Origin of the sequence: Pseudomonas sp. MWU13-3659, assembly GCF_023757525.1 — a bacterium.
In the GTDB taxonomy this organism is placed as follows: domain Bacteria; phylum Pseudomonadota; class Gammaproteobacteria; order Pseudomonadales; family Pseudomonadaceae; genus Aquipseudomonas; species Aquipseudomonas entomophila_E.
The window spans coordinates 81,284-100,063 of record NZ_JAMSHW010000002.1 but is presented as its reverse complement, the minus strand read 5'-3'; the positions used below and the strand labels follow the sequence as shown (position 1 = coordinate 100,063).

17 protein-coding genes and 1 pseudogene are annotated in these 18,780 nt (G+C 66.8%); 14 read left to right on the top strand and 4 right to left on the bottom strand.

Features of this window, described 5'->3' with window-relative positions:
- Positions 1-38: 38 nt before the first annotated feature.
- From NGM28_RS02845 to NGM28_RS02835, 3 genes are all read left to right on the top strand, one after another.
- A complete protein-coding gene (locus tag NGM28_RS02845) occupies positions 39-1,244 on the top strand; it encodes an MFS transporter (protein WP_252088616.1) in 1,206 nt (401 codons plus the stop codon).
- Positions 1,245-1,323: 79 nt separating this feature from the next.
- Positions 1,324-1,869 (top strand): cupin domain-containing protein, encoded by a 546-nt coding sequence (locus tag NGM28_RS02840; protein WP_011533300.1) that lies wholly within the window; start codon positions 1,324-1,326, stop codon positions 1,867-1,869.
- Positions 1,870-1,876: 7 nt separating this feature from the next.
- Positions 1,877-2,194 (top strand): DUF7693 family protein, encoded by a 318-nt coding sequence (locus tag NGM28_RS02835; RefSeq protein WP_240063257.1) that lies wholly within the window; start codon positions 1,877-1,879, stop codon positions 2,192-2,194.
- Positions 2,195-2,269: 75 nt separating this feature from the next.
- Here NGM28_RS02835 and NGM28_RS02830 read toward each other — a convergent pair whose 3' ends face one another.
- Positions 2,270-2,863 (bottom strand): 2-hydroxychromene-2-carboxylate isomerase, encoded by a 594-nt coding sequence (locus tag NGM28_RS02830; RefSeq protein ID WP_240063256.1) that lies wholly within the window; start codon positions 2,861-2,863, stop codon positions 2,270-2,272.
- Positions 2,864-2,889: 26 nt separating this feature from the next.
- The gene (locus NGM28_RS02825) at positions 2,890-3,621 is read right to left on the bottom strand and encodes an SDR family oxidoreductase (RefSeq protein ID WP_240063255.1); all 732 of its coding nucleotides are present in this window, start codon (positions 3,619-3,621) and stop codon (positions 2,890-2,892) included.
- A gap of 88 nt (positions 3,622-3,709) precedes the next feature.
- On the opposite strand from NGM28_RS02825, the gene NGM28_RS02820 reads away from it, so the two are divergent.
- Both NGM28_RS02820 and NGM28_RS02815 read left to right on the top strand, forming a co-directional pair.
- Positions 3,710-4,273 (top strand): TetR/AcrR family transcriptional regulator, encoded by a 564-nt coding sequence (locus tag NGM28_RS02820; RefSeq protein WP_240063254.1) that lies wholly within the window; start codon positions 3,710-3,712, stop codon positions 4,271-4,273.
- Positions 4,260-4,853, top strand: coding sequence for an eCIS core domain-containing protein (locus NGM28_RS02815; RefSeq protein WP_252088615.1), 594 nt, complete (start codon positions 4,260-4,262; stop codon positions 4,851-4,853). Before NGM28_RS02820 ends, NGM28_RS02815 begins: the two co-directional genes overlap by 14 nt.
- Positions 4,854-4,855: 2 nt before the next feature.
- Here the strand turns inward: NGM28_RS02815 and NGM28_RS02810 are convergent, their stop codons facing one another.
- On the bottom strand, positions 4,856-5,557 hold the full coding sequence (locus NGM28_RS02810; protein WP_240063252.1) for an NUDIX hydrolase: 702 nt from the start codon (positions 5,555-5,557) through the stop codon (positions 4,856-4,858).
- A 142-nt stretch (positions 5,558-5,699) separates the two neighbouring features.
- Between NGM28_RS02810 and NGM28_RS02805 the strand changes: the two genes are divergently transcribed.
- Together NGM28_RS02805 and pncB are read left to right on the top strand one after the other, a co-directional pair.
- A complete protein-coding gene (locus NGM28_RS02805; protein WP_240063251.1) occupies positions 5,700-6,350 on the top strand; it encodes a nicotinamidase in 651 nt (216 codons plus the stop codon).
- Positions 6,347-7,546: a nicotinate phosphoribosyltransferase gene (pncB, locus tag NGM28_RS02800; RefSeq protein ID WP_252088614.1), complete on the top strand. Its 1,200-nt coding sequence runs from the start codon at positions 6,347-6,349 to the stop codon at positions 7,544-7,546. Before NGM28_RS02805 ends, pncB begins: the two co-directional genes overlap by 4 nt.
- 78 nt (positions 7,547-7,624) lie before the next feature.
- Here pncB and arfB read toward each other — a convergent pair whose 3' ends face one another.
- Positions 7,625-8,038 carry an alternative ribosome rescue aminoacyl-tRNA hydrolase ArfB gene (gene arfB, locus NGM28_RS02795; protein ID WP_252088613.1) on the bottom strand — a complete coding sequence of 138 codons (414 nt, stop codon included), beginning with the start codon at positions 8,036-8,038 and terminating at the stop codon, positions 7,625-7,627.
- A 109-nt stretch (positions 8,039-8,147) separates the two neighbouring features.
- Here arfB and NGM28_RS02790 point away from each other — a divergent pair.
- From NGM28_RS02790 to NGM28_RS02760, 7 genes and pseudogenes are all read left to right on the top strand, one after another.
- Positions 8,148-8,288 (top strand): annotated as a pseudogene (locus tag NGM28_RS02790) (hypothetical protein); the annotation flags it as partial.
- Positions 8,289-8,509: 221 nt separating this feature from the next.
- Positions 8,510-9,883 (top strand): nucleotide 5'-monophosphate nucleosidase PpnN, encoded by a 1,374-nt coding sequence (gene ppnN / locus NGM28_RS02785; protein WP_240063244.1) that lies wholly within the window; start codon positions 8,510-8,512, stop codon positions 9,881-9,883.
- A gap of 432 nt (positions 9,884-10,315) precedes the next feature.
- Positions 10,316-11,875: a glycogen synthase GlgA gene (glgA, locus tag NGM28_RS02780; protein ID WP_252088612.1), complete on the top strand. Its 1,560-nt coding sequence runs from the start codon at positions 10,316-10,318 to the stop codon at positions 11,873-11,875.
- Between the two features lie 15 nt (positions 11,876-11,890).
- Positions 11,891-13,633 (top strand): malto-oligosyltrehalose trehalohydrolase, encoded by a 1,743-nt coding sequence (gene treZ, locus NGM28_RS02775; protein WP_252088611.1) that lies wholly within the window; start codon positions 11,891-11,893, stop codon positions 13,631-13,633.
- A complete protein-coding gene (gene malQ / locus NGM28_RS02770) occupies positions 13,630-15,699 on the top strand; it encodes a 4-alpha-glucanotransferase (protein ID WP_252088610.1) in 2,070 nt (689 codons plus the stop codon). The genes treZ and malQ overlap by 4 nt, the downstream gene beginning before the upstream one ends.
- The gene (locus tag NGM28_RS02765) at positions 15,696-18,470 is read left to right on the top strand and encodes a malto-oligosyltrehalose synthase (protein ID WP_252088609.1); all 2,775 of its coding nucleotides are present in this window, start codon (positions 15,696-15,698) and stop codon (positions 18,468-18,470) included. Before malQ ends, NGM28_RS02765 begins: the two co-directional genes overlap by 4 nt.
- 20 nt (positions 18,471-18,490) lie before the next feature.
- Positions 18,491-18,730, top strand: a complete 240-nt coding sequence (locus NGM28_RS02760; protein WP_240063239.1) for a DUF2934 domain-containing protein — start codon at positions 18,491-18,493, stop codon at positions 18,728-18,730.
- The last annotated feature ends 50 nt before the right edge of the window (positions 18,731-18,780 follow it).

The following is an 18,780-nucleotide window of genomic DNA, read 5'->3' as shown; positions in this document are numbered from 1 at the left end:
TCGGCATCTTTTTTGCCGAACTGCCCCTGGACTGCCCGATGAACGTCGCAAAGGACCCTGCTTCACTCACCCCCGCCAGCACCCTCGACCTGCGCCCGCTGATGCTGGTCAACATGGCCTGCACCATGTCGATGATGGCCTTCGTCGCCCTGATCGGTCCCATTGCCCGCCTGCTGGGCATGGCCACCTGGCAAGCCGGCGCGGCGGTGACCGTGGCCGGCGTGGTCTGGGTGATCCTGGCGCGGCCCTGGGGGCGCCTGGCCGACCGCTATGGCCGGCGCCGGGTACTGCTGCTGGGCAGCGGCGGCTTCACCCTGGCCTACTGGGTGCTGTGCCTGTTCATCGACGGTGCGCTGCGCTGGCTGCCGGGCGCGACCCTGGCGTTCTTCGGCCTGATGCTGGCCCGCGGCATGATCGGCGCCTTCTATGCCGCGCTGCCGGTGGGCGGCAACGCGCTGATCGCCGACCATGTCCAGCCCCAGCACCGGGCGCGGGCAATGGCCTCGCTGGGCGCGGCCAATGCGGTCGGCCTGGTGGTGGGCCCGGCGTTGGCCGCGCTGCTGTCGCGCTACAGCCTGAGCCTGCCGTTTTATGCAATGTCGCTGCTGCCGGCCACGGCGTTCGTGGTGCTGCTGTTCAAGCTCAAGCCCCAACCACTGCCCCAGGCCCATGCGCCCAATCCGGTGCGGCTGTCCGACCCACGCCTGCGCCGTCCATTGCTGGTGGCCTTCAGCGCCATGCTCAGCATCACCGTGTCGCAGATCGCCGTCGGTTTCTTCGCCCTCGACCGCCTGCAACTGGAGGCCGGGGATGCCGCCCAGGCCGCAGGTGTCGCCTTGACCTGCGTGGGCGTGGCCCTGATGTTGGCCCAGGTGTTCCTGCGTCGGCTCGAATGGCCGCCGGCGAAGATGATCCGCATCGGCGCGAGCATTTCCGGGCTGGGCTTTGCCGCCGCAGCGCTGGCCACCCAGGCGCCCTGGTTGTGGGCCGCGTTCTTCGTCGCCGCGTTCGGCATGGGCTTCGTCTTCCCGGCGTTCTCCGCGCTGGCGGCCAACGCCATGCAGGCCGGCGAACAAGGCGCTACCGCAGGCTCCATCGGTGCCGCCCAGGGCATGGGCGCGGTGATCGGCCCCCTGGCCGGCACCCTGGTCTATGCCCTCGATGCGCGGTTGCCGTTCCTGGCCATCGGCCTGCTGTTGCTGGTGGTCGGCCTGTGGCCCGCGCCTGCCGACCAGCGCCACTGACACGCACAGCGCGCAAGCCTGCAGAGTGTGTTTTAATGCGTCGCCCATTATTTTTGACACCTCTGCAAACAAGGCGGCTATGGACACGGGGACACGACTCAAGCTGGTGCGTGAACGCAACAACCTCTCCCAACGGGAGCTGGCCCGCCGCAGCGGCCTGACCAACTCGACGATCTCGCAGATCGAGCAGAACCGCGTCAGCCCTTCGGTCAGTTCCCTGAAAAAGCTGCTCGAGGGCATCCCCATGTCCCTGGCGGAGTTCTTCAGCTTCGACGAGCCGGTGCGCGAGGAGCGCTTCGTGTTCCGTGGCGGCGAACAGCCTGACCTGGGCCGCAACGGCCTGCGCATGCTGCTGGTCGGCGCCAGTGTCGAAGGCCGGCAGATGCGCATGCTGCGCGAGCTGTATGCCCCCGGCGCCGACTCCGGCGAGCCGATCGTGCATTCGGAAGGCGAGGAATGCGGCCTGGTTACCCGGGGCACCATGGAGCTGTGGGTCGACGGCCAGGTCAGCGTGCTCAACGCCGGCGATGGCTACTACATCCCCACCACGCTGCCGCACAGTTTCAAGAACATCGGCCCGGACGAAGCGGAAATCATCAGCGCCAACACCCCGGCTAACTTCTGACAGCGCGATGCCCAGCGTCAGCAGCCGGGAAGCCTGGCAATGCCTGCGTGATGCCGCCCTGGGCAGCATGGCGCTGGACATTGTTGCCCGCCTGCCCGATGGGCAAATCGAAGTGCGTATCGACGGCTGGTCGCTGAGCCTGATACTGGACGGCGAAGGCCTGGCCTGCTGCACCGGGTGCCAGAGCCCCGACGGCCGCCAGGCTGGTCTTGAGCAGTGGCACCGCTATGGCACCAACCCGGTCGATCACCTGAGCATCTGGGAGCGTGGCCGGCTCGAGCAATTGCTCGACCCCGTCCCCATTGATTCGGCAAGGCCTCTGTAGGAGCGGCTTCAGCCGCGATCACCCGCGAAGCGGGTGCCAGGCACCATGTTGCCTGCATCGTGGCTGAAGCCGCGCCTACCCGATCAACGCCTCCTCGACGAAATCCAGCCGGTCCTGGCCAAAGAACATCTGCTCACCGACAAAGCAGGTCGGCGCCCCGAATACGCCCCGGCCCACCGCCTTCTCTGTCGCCTGCTTGAGTGCCTCCTTGACCTCAGGCTGTCCAGCCAGTGCCAAGAAAGCCTCTGCATCGAACCCACCCTGCGCCAGGGTGCCAGCCAGCACGACCGGATCCGACAGGTTGCGCCTGTGCACCCACAACCCCTCGAACAACGTTTTCAGCAACGCCTCGAACCGCGCCGGCGCCTGCAACTGGGTGCCGATCACCCCCCTCATCAGGGTCAGCGTGTTCACCGGAAACCCCGGTGGCAGGCCGAACGGCACGCCATAACGGTCGGCGAAACGCTGGAGGTCGGTGAACATGTACTTACCCTTGGCCGGCACCATCACCGGCGAGGCATTACCGGTAGCCTGGAACACCCCACCCAGCAGCATCGGCCGGTACACCAGTTGCGCATCCTGGCGGGCGCAGAGGGCGGGCAACTGGGTCCAGCCGAGGTAGGTGGCCGGGCTGCCCAGGTCAAAATAGAACTCGACGGTCTTGCTCATACGGCGATCCTTGTGTGAGTGAGGGGTTACCAGCGTTCCATCCAGGGGCGCAGGTCCAACTCGAAGGTCCAGGCGTCCCGCGGCTGAGTGTGCAGGAACCAGTAGCTGTCGGCGATATGCGCCGGGGCGAGGATGCCGTCCTGGTCCTTGAGGGCGTAGCGTTCGGGGAAGGTGTCACGGATAAAGGCGGTGTCGATGGCGCCATCGACCACCACATGGGCGACATGGACATTCCGCGGCCCCAGCTCACGGGCCATGCTCTGGGCCAGGGCGCGCAAGGCGTGCTTGGCCCCGGCGAAAGCGGCAAAACCGGCCGCGCCACGGGTGCCGGCGGTGGCGCCGGTGAAGAGGATGGTGCCGCGCTCGCGGGTCACCATGCGTCGAGCCACTGCCTGGGCGGTGAGGAAGCCCGCGAAACAGGCCATCTCCCAGATCTTGAAGTACTTGCGCGGTGTCTCTTCAAGGACGCTACAGGGCACATTGGCGCCGATATTGAAGACGAACGCTTCGATCGGGCCGATATCGCGTTCGATGGTCTCGACCAGCTCGGCCACCTCCTCTTCCTTGCGCGCATCGGAACCAAAGCCATGGGCCTGCCCGCCTGCGGCGCGGATCTCGTCCACCAACGGCTGCAGCTTCTCGGCCTGGCGCCGGGTGACGCAGGCGATATAGCCCTCGCGGGCGAAGCGCTTGGCGATCTCGCCCCCGGTGGCATCGCCCGCCCCGATCACCAGCACGACTTTTTGTTGTTCTGCCATGGACCTCTCCATTGATGAATGATCGTTTAGTAAACGAACGCTATGCTACGATCAGCCGAACGTCAAGCCAGCGCCATGAGGTTTCCGGATGCGCTACTCCCTCGAACACAAGCAACAGACCCGCGAGAAACTGCTGGCCAGCAGTGGCGCGCTGGCCAAGCGCGGCGGTTTCGCCAGCACCGGGGTGGCCGGGCTGATGAAGGCCATCGGCCTGACCGGCGGCGCGTTCTACAACCACTTCCCGTCCAAGGATGACCTGTTCACCGAGGTGGTTCGCCGTGAGCTGTCCAACAGCCCGTTCGGGCGGCAAGCCATTCACGGGACCGATCACGGGCGCCTGAAGCGTTGCCTCGACCAGTACCTGAGCCTCGCCCACCTGCACAATGCCGAAGGCGGCTGCCCACTGCCGCCCCTGGGCGTGGAGATCGCCCGCGCCGAACGGCCGGTGCGTGAAGAGGCCGAACACTGGCTGGTGGCGCTGCACGATGCGTGGAGCAGCACACTGCAAGACCCGCAACTGGCCTGGGCCTTGATCAGCCAGTGCGTTGGCGCGCTGGTGGTCGGGCGCATGCTGGCCAGTGAAGATGTCCAGGAGCAGGTACTGCAATCCAGCCGCACATTGGTCGACAAGGTGCTCGATGAGGATTGCTAGTGCCCTGCTCGGCTTGTTGCTGGCCCTGCCGGCGTTCGCCGAGAACAGCTGCCCCGTCGGGCAATACCAGGTGTGCCTGGTGGTGTGCTTCTGCGCGCCGATCGACCCCGGCCAGGGTGGCCAGGTGTTGCAGGACATCGAGCGCGTGGCCGCCACCAGCCTGGCCTTCGCCCTGCGCCAGGCGCGGGATGAAGCCACGGCCAATGGCACCCAACCCATCCCCTTGCACATTCGCGCCCAGCTCGAACCCTGGTACGACTTCGCCGTGCTCGACGCCGCGCGCTACCGGGTCGGCGACGAACAGCAGATCAGCGCGGCCAATGCATTGCTGCAGAACCCCGATGTGAACGCGGTGACCCTGATCGACACGGTCATCTTCCGTCGCCCCGGCGACGCCGAGGACAACGTGGCGCTGTGGGCCCATGAGCTCAAGCATGTGCAGCAGTACCAGGAACTGGGGGTCGAGACCTTCGCCCAGCGCTACACCCATAATTCGCAGGAGCTGGAGGGGCCGGCCTACACAATCGAGGCCGAGGTGGCGAAGGCCCTGCGCGCACGCGGCACAGGCGGCCCCCGGTAACCTCAGCCCGCCGCCAGCAGGCTGCGGTCGAACACGAAGGCGCCTGCCCCTTGCGGCGTATGCCGGTACAACTGCTGCGGGCGCCCCAGCCTGGGCTGGTGCTTCTCGCCAGTGTCCTCCACCCAGCCTGCGGCTTTCATGCGCTCGAGGCGCTTGCGCAACGAGGTGTTGTTGATCGACTGACCCAGGCACGCCTGCGCCGCTGCCAGGGCATCGACCACGGTGAAGCATTCTGCGACAAGGTACAGCGGCAAGCTGGTGTACACCGACTTGCTCGCCAGGCGCTCGCAGGCCCGCTCGACCAGCAGCCGGTGATCGAATGGCAGCAGCACCTTGCGCGTCAGCAGGCTGTCCAGGTCGAAGAACGCCAGCGCCCCCTCCTCCACCTCGACAGCCGGATCGAGCAACGCGAGGTAATAGGTGCTCAGCGACCAACCCCGCGGGTCACGGAAGGCATTGCCCTCGGTCCCCACCTGCTCAAGGTGGCGCGGCACCACCCGTGCCTTTTCGGCCAAGGCCCGCTCGGCGGCCGCGTCGAGGCTGTTGTCCGGCGTGCGCCCGTTGACGATCACCCCCGGCAAGGCCCACTGCCCGGCATGGGGCTCGCGCTCGCGCTGATGAAGCAGCACCTGCAGGCGCTGGGTGTGCGGTGACAGGCGCAGCGCGACGATATCCACGCTGGCCAGGACTTCTGCTGTGCTCACGGCAAGGCTCCCCTCCAAGATCGCCATATATTCCACCAGAGCGAATAAATCGTTCAAGTACCAATCAGTCGGTATTTCCTACTTGACACACTTAATACACCAGGTGAATTATATCGGCATTCCAGCAGAGGAGACGCCTTCGATGAAAATCGCCAGTTTCGATGTCGACGCGCAGAACGGCTTTACCGCCAACGCCCCGCAGGAACTGCCGGTGCCTGGCGGCGAGCAGATCGCCCCCGCGCTCAACCTCATGGCCCGCCGCGCCACCTTGCGCCTGGGCAGCAAGGACGCCCACCCGGCCAACGCCGCCTGGGTCGTGGCCGAGCCGGAGCAGATGCTGCAACCGCTGGCGCTGACCAATGCCGACCTGACCTGGGTGAGCCACTGCGTGCCCGGCACCCCAGGCTTCGAGCTGCTGCCCGGCCTGCCCGCGCCCATCGACTACGACTATTTCGTCTGGAAAGGCGTCGAGCCCGACCTGCACCCCTACGGCGCCTGCTACCACGACCTGGCCGAGCGCCGCTCCACCGGCGTGATCGAATACCTCAAGGTGCAACAGGTGCAGGCGATCATCGTCGGCGGCCTGGCCCTGGACTACTGCGTGCGCACCACCGCCCTGCAACTGCGCCGGGCCGGCTTCGAGGTGCTGCTGTACCTTCCGGCCTGCCGTGCCCTGAGCGCCGAGGGCGCCAACGCCGCCTGCGCAGCGATGGGCGCCGCCGGCATCCACCTCTGCGCCGACGAAGCCGCACTCGACACCCGACTCACCCTGCTGCAGGAAGCCCGCCCATGACCGACAGCGTATTTGGCCCACGGATCGTCCAGAACCTGCTGGACACCGACTTCTACAAGATCACCATGATGCAGGCGGTGCTGCACAACTACCCCAACGCCGAGGTGGAGTGGGAGTTCCGCTGCCGCAACGACGAGGACCTGGCGCCCTACCTCGCCGAGATCCGCTACCAGGTCGAGCAACTGGCCGATGTCTCGGTGACCCTCGACCAGCTGGCGTACCTGGAGAAGATCCCGTTCATCAAGCCTGACTTCATCCGCTTCCTCAGCCTGTTCCGCTTCAACCTGCGCTATGTCCAGGTCGGCCTCGACGACGCCGGGCAACTGGCGATCCGCATACGCGGGCCTTGGTTGCACGTGATCCTGTTCGAGATCCCGCTGCTGGCGATCATCTCCGAGGTGCGCAACCGCTACCGCTATCGCGACGTGGTGATCGAGCAGGTGGGCGAGCGCCTGTACCAGAAGCTCGACTGGCTCAAAGCCGAAGCCAGCACGGATGAGCTGGCCGGCCTGCAACTGGCCGACTTCGGCACCCGCCGGCGCTTCTCCTACCGGGTGCAGGAAGAAGTGGTGCACATCCTCAAGCGCGACTTCCCGGGGCGTTTCGTCGGCACCAGCAACGTGCACCTGGCCCGCGAGTACCAGCTCAAGCCTATCGGCACCATGGCCCACGAATGGTTCATGGCGCACCAGCAGCTAGGCCCACGGCTGGTCGACAGCCAGGTTGCCGCGCTGGAGTGCTGGGTGCGTGAGTATCGGGGGCAGTTGGGCATCGCCCTGACCGACTGTATTGGCATGGATGCATTCATGCGCGATTTCGACCTGTACTTTGGCAAGCTGTTTGACGGATTGCGCCATGATTCGGGCGATCCGTTGGCCTGGGCCGAGAAGGCCATCGCCCACTACGAGCGGTTGGGGATCGACCCGAAGGGCAAGACGCTGGTCTTCTCCGATGGGTTGGACTTCCAGAAGATGCTTGAGTTGTACCGGGCGTTGAACGGCAGGATCCATGTCAGCTTCGGTATCGGTACCAACCTCACCTGCGATATCTCTGGGGTGAAGCCGATGAACATGGTGATCAAGATGACCGCCTGTAACGGCGCGCCGGTGGCGAAGATTTCCGACAGCCCGGGGAAGACTCAGTGTCGGGATGAGAATTTTGTGGCGTATCTGCGGCATGTGTTTCAGGTTGGCTGATTCGAGGCTGGATGGCGCATTCAATCTGCAGCGACGGCCCGTCTCTCGATAATCAACTGCTCAATGCACCGGATTTTCTTAGAAATCCACCTTACCCCGCCCCGCCTTGACAGTACTCCGCCTGGCCTTTCCTTCAAGCCGGCGGGTCTTCGAGCCAAGGGTCGGCTTGGTGGGGCGGCGTTTCTTCTCGGTCTTGCCGGCCGTGATGATCAACTCGGCAAGACGCGCCAGTGCGTCAGCACGGTTCTGCTCCTGGGTGCGGTACTGCTGGGCCTTGATGATCAACACGCCGTCGCCGGTGATGCGGCTGTCACGCAGCGCCAGCAGCCGCGCCTTGTAGAACTCGGGCAGCGACGAGGCCGGGATGTCGAAGCGCAGGTGCACGGCGCTGGACACCTTGTTGACATTCTGCCCACCCGCGCCTTGGGCGCGGATGTAGGTGAGTTCTATTTCGGCATCCGGTAGATGCACGTTGTTGGAGATGGTCAGCATGACAGGGCCCTTGTGGTTGCCCATTATCATACCCTCCGCCGCTCTCCCATATATGGAGCGGCGTATCGAGCTTTGAGCGGGGCTGAAGGGCAGTTACGTGCGAGTGGCGATCAAGATGACCGCCTGCAATGGCGCGCCGGTGGCGAAGATTTCCGATAGCCCGGGCAAGATCCAGTGCCGGGACGAGCATTTCGTGGGGTACCTGCGGCATGTATTCGAGATCGACCTGCACAAGCCTAGGTCGGTGTAGGAGCGGCCTTGTGCCGCGAAAGGGTCGCAGCGCGACCCCCCGGATATCGGCGGCGCTGCAATGATTGTTGGGGCTGCCCTGCAGCCCTTTCGCGGCACAAGGCCGCTCCTACAGGTGCCCCACCAACTGCCGGGTTTTCACAAGCCCCCCTCGTTGCCACGCACATTTGCTTGTATGGTGTTGTCCAAGAAGGATGTTTTACCCGCACAGGAAAGACTTACATGCCCCAACGCAATGTCATCAACGCCTCCGTCAGCCCCAAGGGCAGCCTGGAGACGCTGTCGCAACGTGAAGTCCAGCAACTGAGCGAAGTCGGTACCGGCAGCCTCTACACCCTGTTCCGCCAGTGCGCCCTGGCCATCCTCAACACCGGCGCCCATGTCGACAACGCCAAGACCATCCTCGAGGCCTACAAGGACTTCGAGGTGCGCATCCACCAACAGGATCGCGGCGTGCGCCTCGAGCTGCTCAACGCGCCGGCCGACGCCTTCGTCGATGGCGAGATGATCGCCAGCACCCGGGAAATGCTGTTCAGCGCCCTGCGCGACATCGTCTACACCGAAAGTGAGCTGGCCAGCCAGCGCATCGACCTGGAAAGTTCCCAGGGCCTCACCGACTACGTCTTCCACCTGCTGCGCAACGCCCGCACCCTGCGCCCGGGCGTGGAGCCGAAGATGGTGGTGTGCTGGGGCGGGCACTCGATCAGCAGCGAGGAATACCAGTACACCAAGAAGGTCGGCCACGAGCTGGGCCTGCGCAAGCTGGATGTCTGCACCGGTTGCGGCCCGGGCGTGATGAAAGGCCCGATGAAGGGCGCCACCATCGCCCACGCCAAGCAGCGCATGCACGGCAGCCGCTACCTCGGCTTGACCGAGCCGGGCATCATCGCCGCCGAGGCGCCCAACCCGATCGTCAACGAGCTGGTGATCCTGCCGGACATCGAGAAGCGCCTGGAGGCCTTCGTCCGTGTCGGCCACGGCATCATCATCTTCCCTGGCGGCGCCGGCACCGCCGAGGAATTCCTCTACCTGCTCGGCATCCTCATGCACCCGGACAACCACGACCTGCCGTTCCCGGTCGTCCTCACCGGCCCGCGCAGCGCCGAGCCGTTCCTGCAGCAACTGCACGCCTTCGTCGGCGCCACCCTGGGCGAAGCCGCCCAGCGTCACTACCAGATCATCATCGACGACCCGGCCGAAGTGGCCCGGCAGATGGTCGAGGGGCTGAAGGAGGTCAAGCAGTTCCGCCGCGAGCGCAACGATGCCTTCCACTTCAACTGGCTGCTGAAGATCGCCGAAGGCTTCCAGCATCCGTTCGACCCGACCCACGAGAACATGGCCGCACTGGCCCTGCGCCGCGACCTGCCACCCCACGAGCTGGCGGCCAACCTGCGCCGGGCGTTCTCCGGCATCGTCGCCGGCAACGTCAAGGACAAGGGCATCCGCCTGATCGAAGAGCACGGCCCCTACCAGATCCGCGGCGACGCGGCGATCCTCGACCCGCTGGGGCGCCTGCTGCAGGCGTTCGTCGACCAGCATCGAATGAAGCTGCCGGGTGGCGCGGCCTATGTGCCGTGCTACCAGGTCGTGACCTGAGACACCCCGGGGCCGCATCGCGGCCCCTTCTCCATCCCCTCGCGCTTCAGTCACATGCTGTGACAACCCGCCAACGTTTGCGCAAAAATCACCGCAATAAAAATGACCAGCGGGTCACTTTAATGCCCGTTCGTCTCCTACACTCCAGTTTCGGCCCGCGAATTGCTCGGAAAAAGTGACGTAAAAAAGTCGAACTTTCCGAAATACGGGCAGGTCAGGAACTAAGTAGGCCAACGCAAAGGGACTTCCTCACGCCAGGCCAACCCACCCCAGCCAGTCCACGCGCCTTTCGGCCGGAATGCCGCACGTGCCGCGCTTGCGCGCACCGCTTTGGGGCAAGGATCGCACTACGAAGATGCAGTGACCAACACCAGAGAGAACCAGAACGAGCCAACGCCACGCACCTGAAATGCACATGGGACGGAGAGAAGTATGATCAGTGCCGCTGTCGAACCTCACGTAGACGCATTCAACCCGGACAACCGCGAACCGCTCACCCCGGATTTCGCCACGACAGCCAAGGCACCTGGCGCCCAGCGCCAGCACAACCCGAACAAGCGCAAGGTCCTGTTCGTCACCTCGGAAATCGCCGACCTGGTCAAGACCGGCGGCCTGGGCGATGTCTCCGCAGCCCTGCCCCGGGCCCTGGCGCACCTGCACGACGTGCGCGTGCTGATCCCCGGCTACCGCCAGGTGGTCGAGAGCGACAACCCCATCCATATCGTCGGCGAGCTGGGCGGCCATGCCGCGCTGCCACCGTGCAAGATCGGGCGCATGGACCTGGCCGACGGCCTGGTGATCTACGTGCTGATCTGCCCCGAACTGTACCAGCGCGACGGCACCCCCTACGGCGCCAACAATGGCCGCGACTGGCCGGACAACCATATCCGCTTCGCCCGCCTGGGCCTGGCCGCGGCCGAGATCGCCGCCGGCGAAGGCATGGCCCACTGGCGCCCGGACCTGGTGCACGCCCACGACTGGCCGGCTGGCCTGGCTCCGGCCTACATGCACTGGCGCGGGCTGAGCACGCCGACCCTGTTCACCATCCACAACCTCGCCTACCAGGGTGTGTACAGCCGTGGTTGCAGCCCGGAGCTGGCGATCCCGGACCACGCCATGCAGCAGGAAGGCATGGAGTTCTACGGCAAGCTGTCGTTCCTCAAGGCGGGGCTGGCCTACTCCAGCCACATCACCACGGTCAGCGCCACCTACGCCCGGGAGATCACCACGCCCGAATTCGGCTGCGGGCTGGACGGTTTCCTCGCCAGCAAGGCCCAGCAAGGCCTGCTCGGCGGCATCCCCAACGGTATCGACGAGAGCTGGGACTCGGCCACCGACCAGCACCTGCACCACAACTTCAGCATCAATGACTGGGCCGGCAAGGCGCGCAACGCCCAGCAGGTGCGCGAGCTGTTCGAACTGGAACCGTCCGAGGGGCCGCTGTTCGCGGTGGTGTCGCGGCTGGTCTACCAGAAAGGCCTGGACCTGACCCTGGGCGTGGCCGACTACATCGTCGAGCAAGGCGGCCAACTGGCGATCATCGGCCGCGGCGAGCCGGAAGAAGAACAGGCCATGCGCGAACTCGCCCTGCGCCACCCGGGCCGCATCGGCGTGCGCATCGGTTTCAACGAAACCGACGCCCGGCGCATGTTCGCCGGCTCCGACTTCCTGCTGATGCCCTCGCGCTACGAGCCCTGCGGCCTGAGCCAGATGTACGCCCAGCGCTTCGGTTCGCTGCCGGTGGCGCGCAACACCGGCGGGCTGGCCGACACCATCGAGAACGGCGTGACCGGCTTCCTGTTCGACGACTCCACCGTCGACAGCTACCGCGAGGCCCTGGGCCGCGCCTTCTATGTCTACGGCAAGAAGCACCTGCTCAACGCCATGCGCTGCCTGTCGATGACCCAGCCGTTCAACTGGTGCCAGGCGGTGGAACCCTACGCCCGTTTATACGAGGACCTGGTCAAGCAGGCGCATTTCGCCCACTACTGAGACAGGGAGCGCACGATGCACAGGCATGGCGCACAGTTGCTGGACGCCACGTCGGCGCGCTTCGCCCTCTGGGCACCGGATGCGCGCAGCGTGAGCGTGATGATCGGGCAGCAGCCGCCCGTCGAGCTGCTGGCCGAGGGCGATGGCTGGCACAGCGTGGTCACCGCCTGCCAGGTGGGGGATCGTTATCACTTTCAGATCGACGATGAGCTGCGGGTGGCCGACCCCGCCTCGCGCTACCAGCCTGAAGGTGTGCAGGGCCCCAGCGCGCTGGTGAACCTGGGCAGCTACGCCTGGCAGCACCCATGGCAGGGGCGGCCCTGGCACGAGGCGGTGATCCAGGAGCTGCACGTCGGCCTGCTCGGCGGTTATCCCGGTGTCGCCGAGGTATTGCCACGCCTGGCCGCGCTCGGCATCAGCGCCATCGAGCTGATGCCCCTGGGGCAGTTCCCGGGCGAGCGCAACTGGGGCTATGACGGCGTGCTGCCCTTCGCGCCTCAACACAGCTACGGCACGCCACTGGAATTCTGCGCGCTGGTCGACGCCGCCCATGGCCACGGCCTGATGGTGCTGGTGGACGTGGTCTACAACCACTTCGGGCCCGACGGCAACTACCTGCACCGCTATGCCCGCCCGTTCTTTCGCGAAGACCGGCAAACGCCCTGGGGCGCGGCCATCGATTTCCGCCGGCCCGAGGTGCGCGAATACTTCATCCAGAATGCGCTGATGTGGCTGTGCGACTACCGCTGCGACGGGCTGCGCCTGGACGCCGTGCACGCCATCGACCAGCCGGATTTCCTGGTCGAGCTGGCACAGCGGGTGCGCGGTGCCGTCGAGCCGGGGCGCCAGGTCTGGCTGGTGCTGGAAAACGAGCACAACCAGGCCTCGCTGCTGCAGCAAGGCTTCGACGCCCAGTGGAACGACGACGGCCACAATGCCCTGCACGTGCTGCTGACCGGCGAAATCGAAGGCTACTACGCCGACTACGCGAAACGCCCCATCGAGCAACTGGCCCGCAGCCTCACCGAAGGCTTCGCATTCCAGGGCCAGCCCGATCGCCATGGTGTGCCACGGGGCGAGCCCAGCGGGCACCTGGCGCCCAGTGCGTTCGTGCTGTTCCTGCAGAACCACGACCAGGTCGGCAACCGCGCAATGGGCGAGCGCCTGACCCGCCTCTGCCCGCCCCAAGCCTTGCGTGCCGCCACTGCATTGTTACTGCTGGCGCCGATGATCCCATTGCTGTTCATGGGCGACGACGACGGCAGCCGCGAGCCGTTCCTGTTCTTCACCGACTTCCACGATGAACTGGCCGACGCCGTGCGCGAAGGCCGGCGCGGTGAGTTCGCCCATTTCAGCGCCTTCACCGACCTGCGGCAGCGCGAACGAATCCCCGACCCCAATGCCGAAACCACCTTCGAAACCTCCCGGCTGCACCACAAGGAAGTGCTGGCCGGCTGGCACGGCCTGTATCAGCAACTGCTCGACCTGCGCAGGCGCCACATCATCCCGCACCTGCCCGGCACCCGCGCCCTGGGCACCGAGGTGCTGGGCGACAAGGCACTGACCGCGCGCTGGCGCCTGGGTGATGGCCACGTGCTGCGCATCGACCTCAACCTCGACACGCTGCCACAACCGGTGCAACTGCCGCCCCTGGAGCGGCGCCTGTACGACAGCAGCGACAACGCCCATCCCGACTCGACGCTGGCCGCACACAGTTGCGTGGTCAGCCTGCTGCCCCCCGACCAGGAGACGCCATGAGCGAACAGCCCCTCCATCGCCTGGCCGCCCGTGTTGGCCTGGCCCGAGACTGGATCGACGCCAACAACCGCCCGCAGCAGGTCAGCGACGATGCGTTGCGCCAGGTGCTACAAGGCCTGGGTCACCCGGCCCACGACCGCGCAGCCATCGATGCCAGCCTGCGCGCCGTCGAGCAGGCCGAAGATAGCGAACACCTGCCACCGCTGCTCACCGTCGACAGCGGCCAGCCGCTCGACCTGCAACGCTACTTCAGTGCTGGCAGCACGGTGCGATGCACCCTGGAGGACGGCAGCCAGCAAACACTGCAACTGGACGCCCAGGCTCGCCTGCCGGGTGAACTGCCGCTGGGTTACCACCAACTGGACATCGACGGTCGAACCTTCATCGTGGCGGTGGCGCCTTCGCGCTGCCATGCCCTGCAAGACCGCGTGGAGCAAGCGCCACCCCGCTGCTGGGGCCTGGCGGTGCAGCTGTACAGCCTGCGCCGCCCCGGTGATGGCGGCTACGGCGACTGCCTGGCCCTGGAGCAACTGGCCCGCAGCGCCGCCGAACGCGGCGCCGATGCCCTGGCGATCAGCCCGACCCACGCGTTGTCGGTCGTCGACCAGCAGCACTACAGCCCCTACTCGCCCTCCAGCCGCCTGTTGCTCAACACCCTGTACGCCAGCCCCGCCGCCCTGCTGGGCGAGCGCGCCGTGCGCATGGCGATCGAAGCCTGCGGCCTGGAGCAGACACTCGAAGACCTGGAGCAACGTCCGCTGGTCGACTGGCCACGGGCCGCCGATGCCCGCCTGCGCCTGCTCGAAGCGCTTTACCACGACTTCAGCCAGGGCAACCACCCGCTGCGCGAAGACTTCGACCGTTTCCGCGCCAACGGCGGTGAACAGCTCGAACATCACTGCCGCTTCGAAGTGCTGCAGGCCCACGCCGTGGAGCACGGCCTGGGCGCCGACTGGCGCAGCTGGCCGGCGGCCTGGCACGACCCCTACCACCCGGAAGTCGAGGCCTTCGCCGACGCCTACCCCGCCCGCGTGGAGTTCCATGCCTTCTGCCAGTGGCTGACCGAACGCAGCCTGCAACGGGCCCAGGACGCCGCGCGCGGCAATGGCATGGCCATCGGCCTGATCGCCGACCTGGCGGTGGGCGCCGACGGCGCCGGCAGCCAGGCCTGGAGCCGTCAGGACGAACTGCTCGCCGGCCTCAAGGTCGGTGCGCCCCCGGATATCCTCAACCGCGCCGGGCAGGACTGGGGCATCTGCGCGTTCTCGCCCGAGGGCCTCAGGCGCAACGGCTACCGCGCCTTCATCGAGATGCTGCGGGCCAACCTGGCCCATGCCGGCGGCCTGCGCATCGACCATGTGATGGGGCTGCGCCGGTTGTGGCTGGTCCCGCGTGGCGCCACACCCCGCGAAGGTGCCTACCTGAACTACCCGCTGGACGACCTGCTGCGCCTGCTGGCCCTGGAGTCGGTGCGCCACCAGGCGATCATCCTCGGCGAAGACCTCGGCACCGTGCCCGAAGGCCTGCGTGAACGCCTGGCCGACAAGGCCGTGCTGGGCATGCGCGTGCTGCCCTTCGAGCAGGCCGCGCCCGGGCACTTCACCCCCATCCTCGACTGGCCCGACAACGCCCTGGGCACCACCGGCACCCACGACCTCGCGCCCCTGGCCGGTTGGCTGGCGGGCCGCGATATCGACTGGAGCCACCGCCTGAAGCTGATCGAGGCCGCCGCAGAACTGCACTGGCGCCATACCCGAGCGCTGGAGCGCGACGGCCTGCGCCGCACCCTGGAGCAGAACTACGGCCCACAGGCGGACGACAGCGCGCTGATCGACGCTGCTATTCGCTACGTCGGCCATACCCGCGCCCCGCTGGTGCTGGTGCCCCTGGAAGACCTGCTGGGCTGCGATGAGCAACCCAACCTGCCCGGCACCACCGAGGGCCACCCCAACTGGCGGCGACGCTTCAGGACACCGGTGCGCGACCTGCTCGACGACGAGGACGCCGCCCGCCGCCTGGAGCTGCTGGCCCAGGCCCGCGAGCAAGCCTGGGAGCGTGACCGGTGAAGGCGCTGACCGCGACCCTGCGCCTGCAACTGCACAGCGACTTCACCCTCGATGACGCGGTGCCGCTGGTGCCCTATTTCGCCCGGCTCGGCATCAGCCATGTCTATGCCTCGCCGATCCTCACCGCCCGCGCAGGCTCGCGCCACGGCTATGACGTGGTCGACCCGACCCGGGTCAACCCCGAACTGGGAGGCGAGGCGGCGCTGGAGCGCCTGGTGGCCGCCCTGCGCCAGCATGGCATGGGGCTGATCCTCGACACGGTGTCCAACCACATGGCCGTGGGCGGCGCCGACAACCCCTGGTGGCAGAGCCTGCTGGCCTGGGGACGGCGCAGCCCGTACGCGACGTTCTTCGATATCCAGTGGCACTCCAGCGACCCGCTGCTGGCCGGGCAACTGTTGCTGCCCTTCCTCGGCAGCGACTACGGCGTGGCCTTGCGTGATGGCGAGATCCCGCTGACGTTCGACACGGACCAGGGCCTGTTCGAGGTCGCCCACCATCAACACCGCTTCCCGATCTGCCCGCTGGACTACGGGCGCATCCTCGGCCAGGCCGAGGACCCTCGCCTGCACGCCCTGGCCCAACGTTTCAGCGCCCTGCACGAAGCCGCCGAGCCGCTGTTCGACGCCCAGCCCCTGCACCGTGAGCTGGCGCGCCTGGCTGCTGCCGGAGCACGCCTCGACGGCGCTCTCGCCGCCTTCGACAGCCGCGATGCGGCGGGCTTCCAGCGCCTGCACCGGCTGCTCGAACGCCAGGTCTATCGCCTGGCCAGCTGGCGCACCGCCGCCGACGACATCAACTGGCGACGCTTCTTCGACATCAATGAACTGGGCGGCCTGCGGGTGGAACGCCCGGAAGTGTTCGAGGCGACCCACGCCAAGTTGTTCGCGCTGATCGAACAGGGGTTGGTGGATGGCCTGCGCATCGACCATATCGACGGCCTCGCCGACCCACGCCGCTACTGCCGCAACCTGCGACGGCGCGTCGAGCGGTTGCTGGCCAAGCGGCCCATGCCGGCCGCCGTCGAGCATTTCCCGATCTACGTGGAGAAGATCCTCGGGCCGGGCGAACACCTGCACCGTGACTGGCTCACAGATGGCACCACCGGCTACGAATTCATGAACCAGGTATCGCTGTTGCAGCACGACCCCGCCGGCGAAGCCCCCTTGAGCGACCTGTGGCGCGATATCAGCGAACGCCCCGACTTCCCGGACGAAGTGCGCCAAGCCCGTCACCTGGTGCTCAACGCCAGCTTGGCCGGCGACTGCGAGTCGGTGGCCCAGGCCCTGCTGCAGGTGGCCCGCGACGACCTGATGACCCGCGACCTCACCCTGGGGGCCATCCGCCGCGCATTGCAAGCCCTGGTCGAGCACTATCCGGTGTACCGCACCTACGTCCATGCCGGTGGCCGGCCAACCGAGGACGAAGCGTTCTTCCAGCAAGCGCTGGCCGGGGCGCGATTGTCACTGGGTGAAGCCGACTGGCCGTTGCTCGACCACCTGGAGCAATGGCTCGGTGGCCAGCCCTGGCGCCAGCTACCACCCGGCCAACCACGCAAGCACCGGCGCCACGCCTGCGTGCGCTTTCAGCAGTTGACCGCGCCCAGCGCCGCCAAGGCAGTGGAGGACACCGCGTTCTACCGCTCTGGCCGCCTGCTGTCGCGCAACGATGTCGGCTTCGACGCCGAACGCTTCAGCGCCGATCCCGCCTGGTTCCACAACGAGGCACAACGCCGCCTGCGCGACTTCCCCGACAACCTTTTGGCCACCGCCACCCACGACCACAAGCGTGGCGAAGACTGCCGCGCCCGCCTGGCGGTGCTCAGCGAGCGCGGGCCCTGGCTGGCCAGCCGCTGCGAACACTGGCGCGAGCTGGCAACGCCCTTGCGCGCCATGCTGGACGATGGCGTCGCGCCCAGCCCGGGCGATGAGCTGATGCTGTACCAGACCCTGCTCGGCAGTTGGCCACTGGACCTAGACCTGCACGATGCCGTTGCCCTGCGCGCCTTTGCCGAACGCATTCGCCAGTGGCAACGCAAGGCGCTGCGCGAAGCCAAGTTGCGCAGCAGTTGGGCGGCGCCCAACGAAGCCTATGAACAGGCCTGCGCCGAGTATGTCGACGGCCTGTTGCTGGACGACGAGAACCAGCAACTGCGCCAGTCCCTGCACGACGCCGCGCGCCGTCTCGACTGCCCCGGCGCCCTCAATGGCCTGGCCCAGTGCCTGTTGCGCATGACCACGCCCGGCGTGCCCGACCTGTACCAGGGCAACGAGTACTGGGACCAGTCGCTGGTCGACCCGGACAACCGCCGCCCGGTGGACTACGCGGCAAGGCGGGCCAGCCTGGACGACAGCGCGCCAGCGGCCGAGCTGCTCGCCCACTGGCGCGACGGTCGCATCAAGCAGGCGTTGCTCGCACGGGTACTGGATTGCCGCCAGGCCCACCCCGAGCTGTTCCAGCGTGGCGCCTACCTGCCGCTCACCGTACGCGGGCGCCATGCTGACAAGGTGCTCGCCTTCGCCCGCCTGGGCGAGGGCGAGCGCGCTGTCATCGTCGTACCGAGGCTGGCCAGCGCCCTGCTGGGCAACACCTCGACACCCTTGATCCCGGCGCAGAACTGGGACGATACCCGGCTGACCTTGCCGTTCGCCTTGTCGCCTGCCAACTGTTCGGGACTTTTCGCCGGTGCCGCGGTCACCCCTTCAAGGGAGCTGTTGTTGAGCACCGTACTGGCGGAGTTTCCGGTCAATGTGTTGATTGATCATGCCTAACTGCATTCAGGAGTGTCGTGATGAGTGTCGATGAAAAACGTATTCGCGAATTCGCTTATCAGATCTGGGAGTCGGAGGGTAAGCCGGCCGGCCAGGAGGTCCGCCATTGGGACATGGCGCGCAAGCTCGCCGAGGCCGAGTCGTTGGCGCCTAAAGCCGCGCCGCGCAAGAAGGCGGTGGCCAAGCCCAAGGTGACGCCCGTGGAGAAACCCACTGTTGCCAAGAAACCACGGGCGGTGAAAAAGCCCGCGGCGGGCTGAAAGCTGCACCGGCCTCTTCGCGGGTAAACCCGCGAAGAGGCCAGCATTGC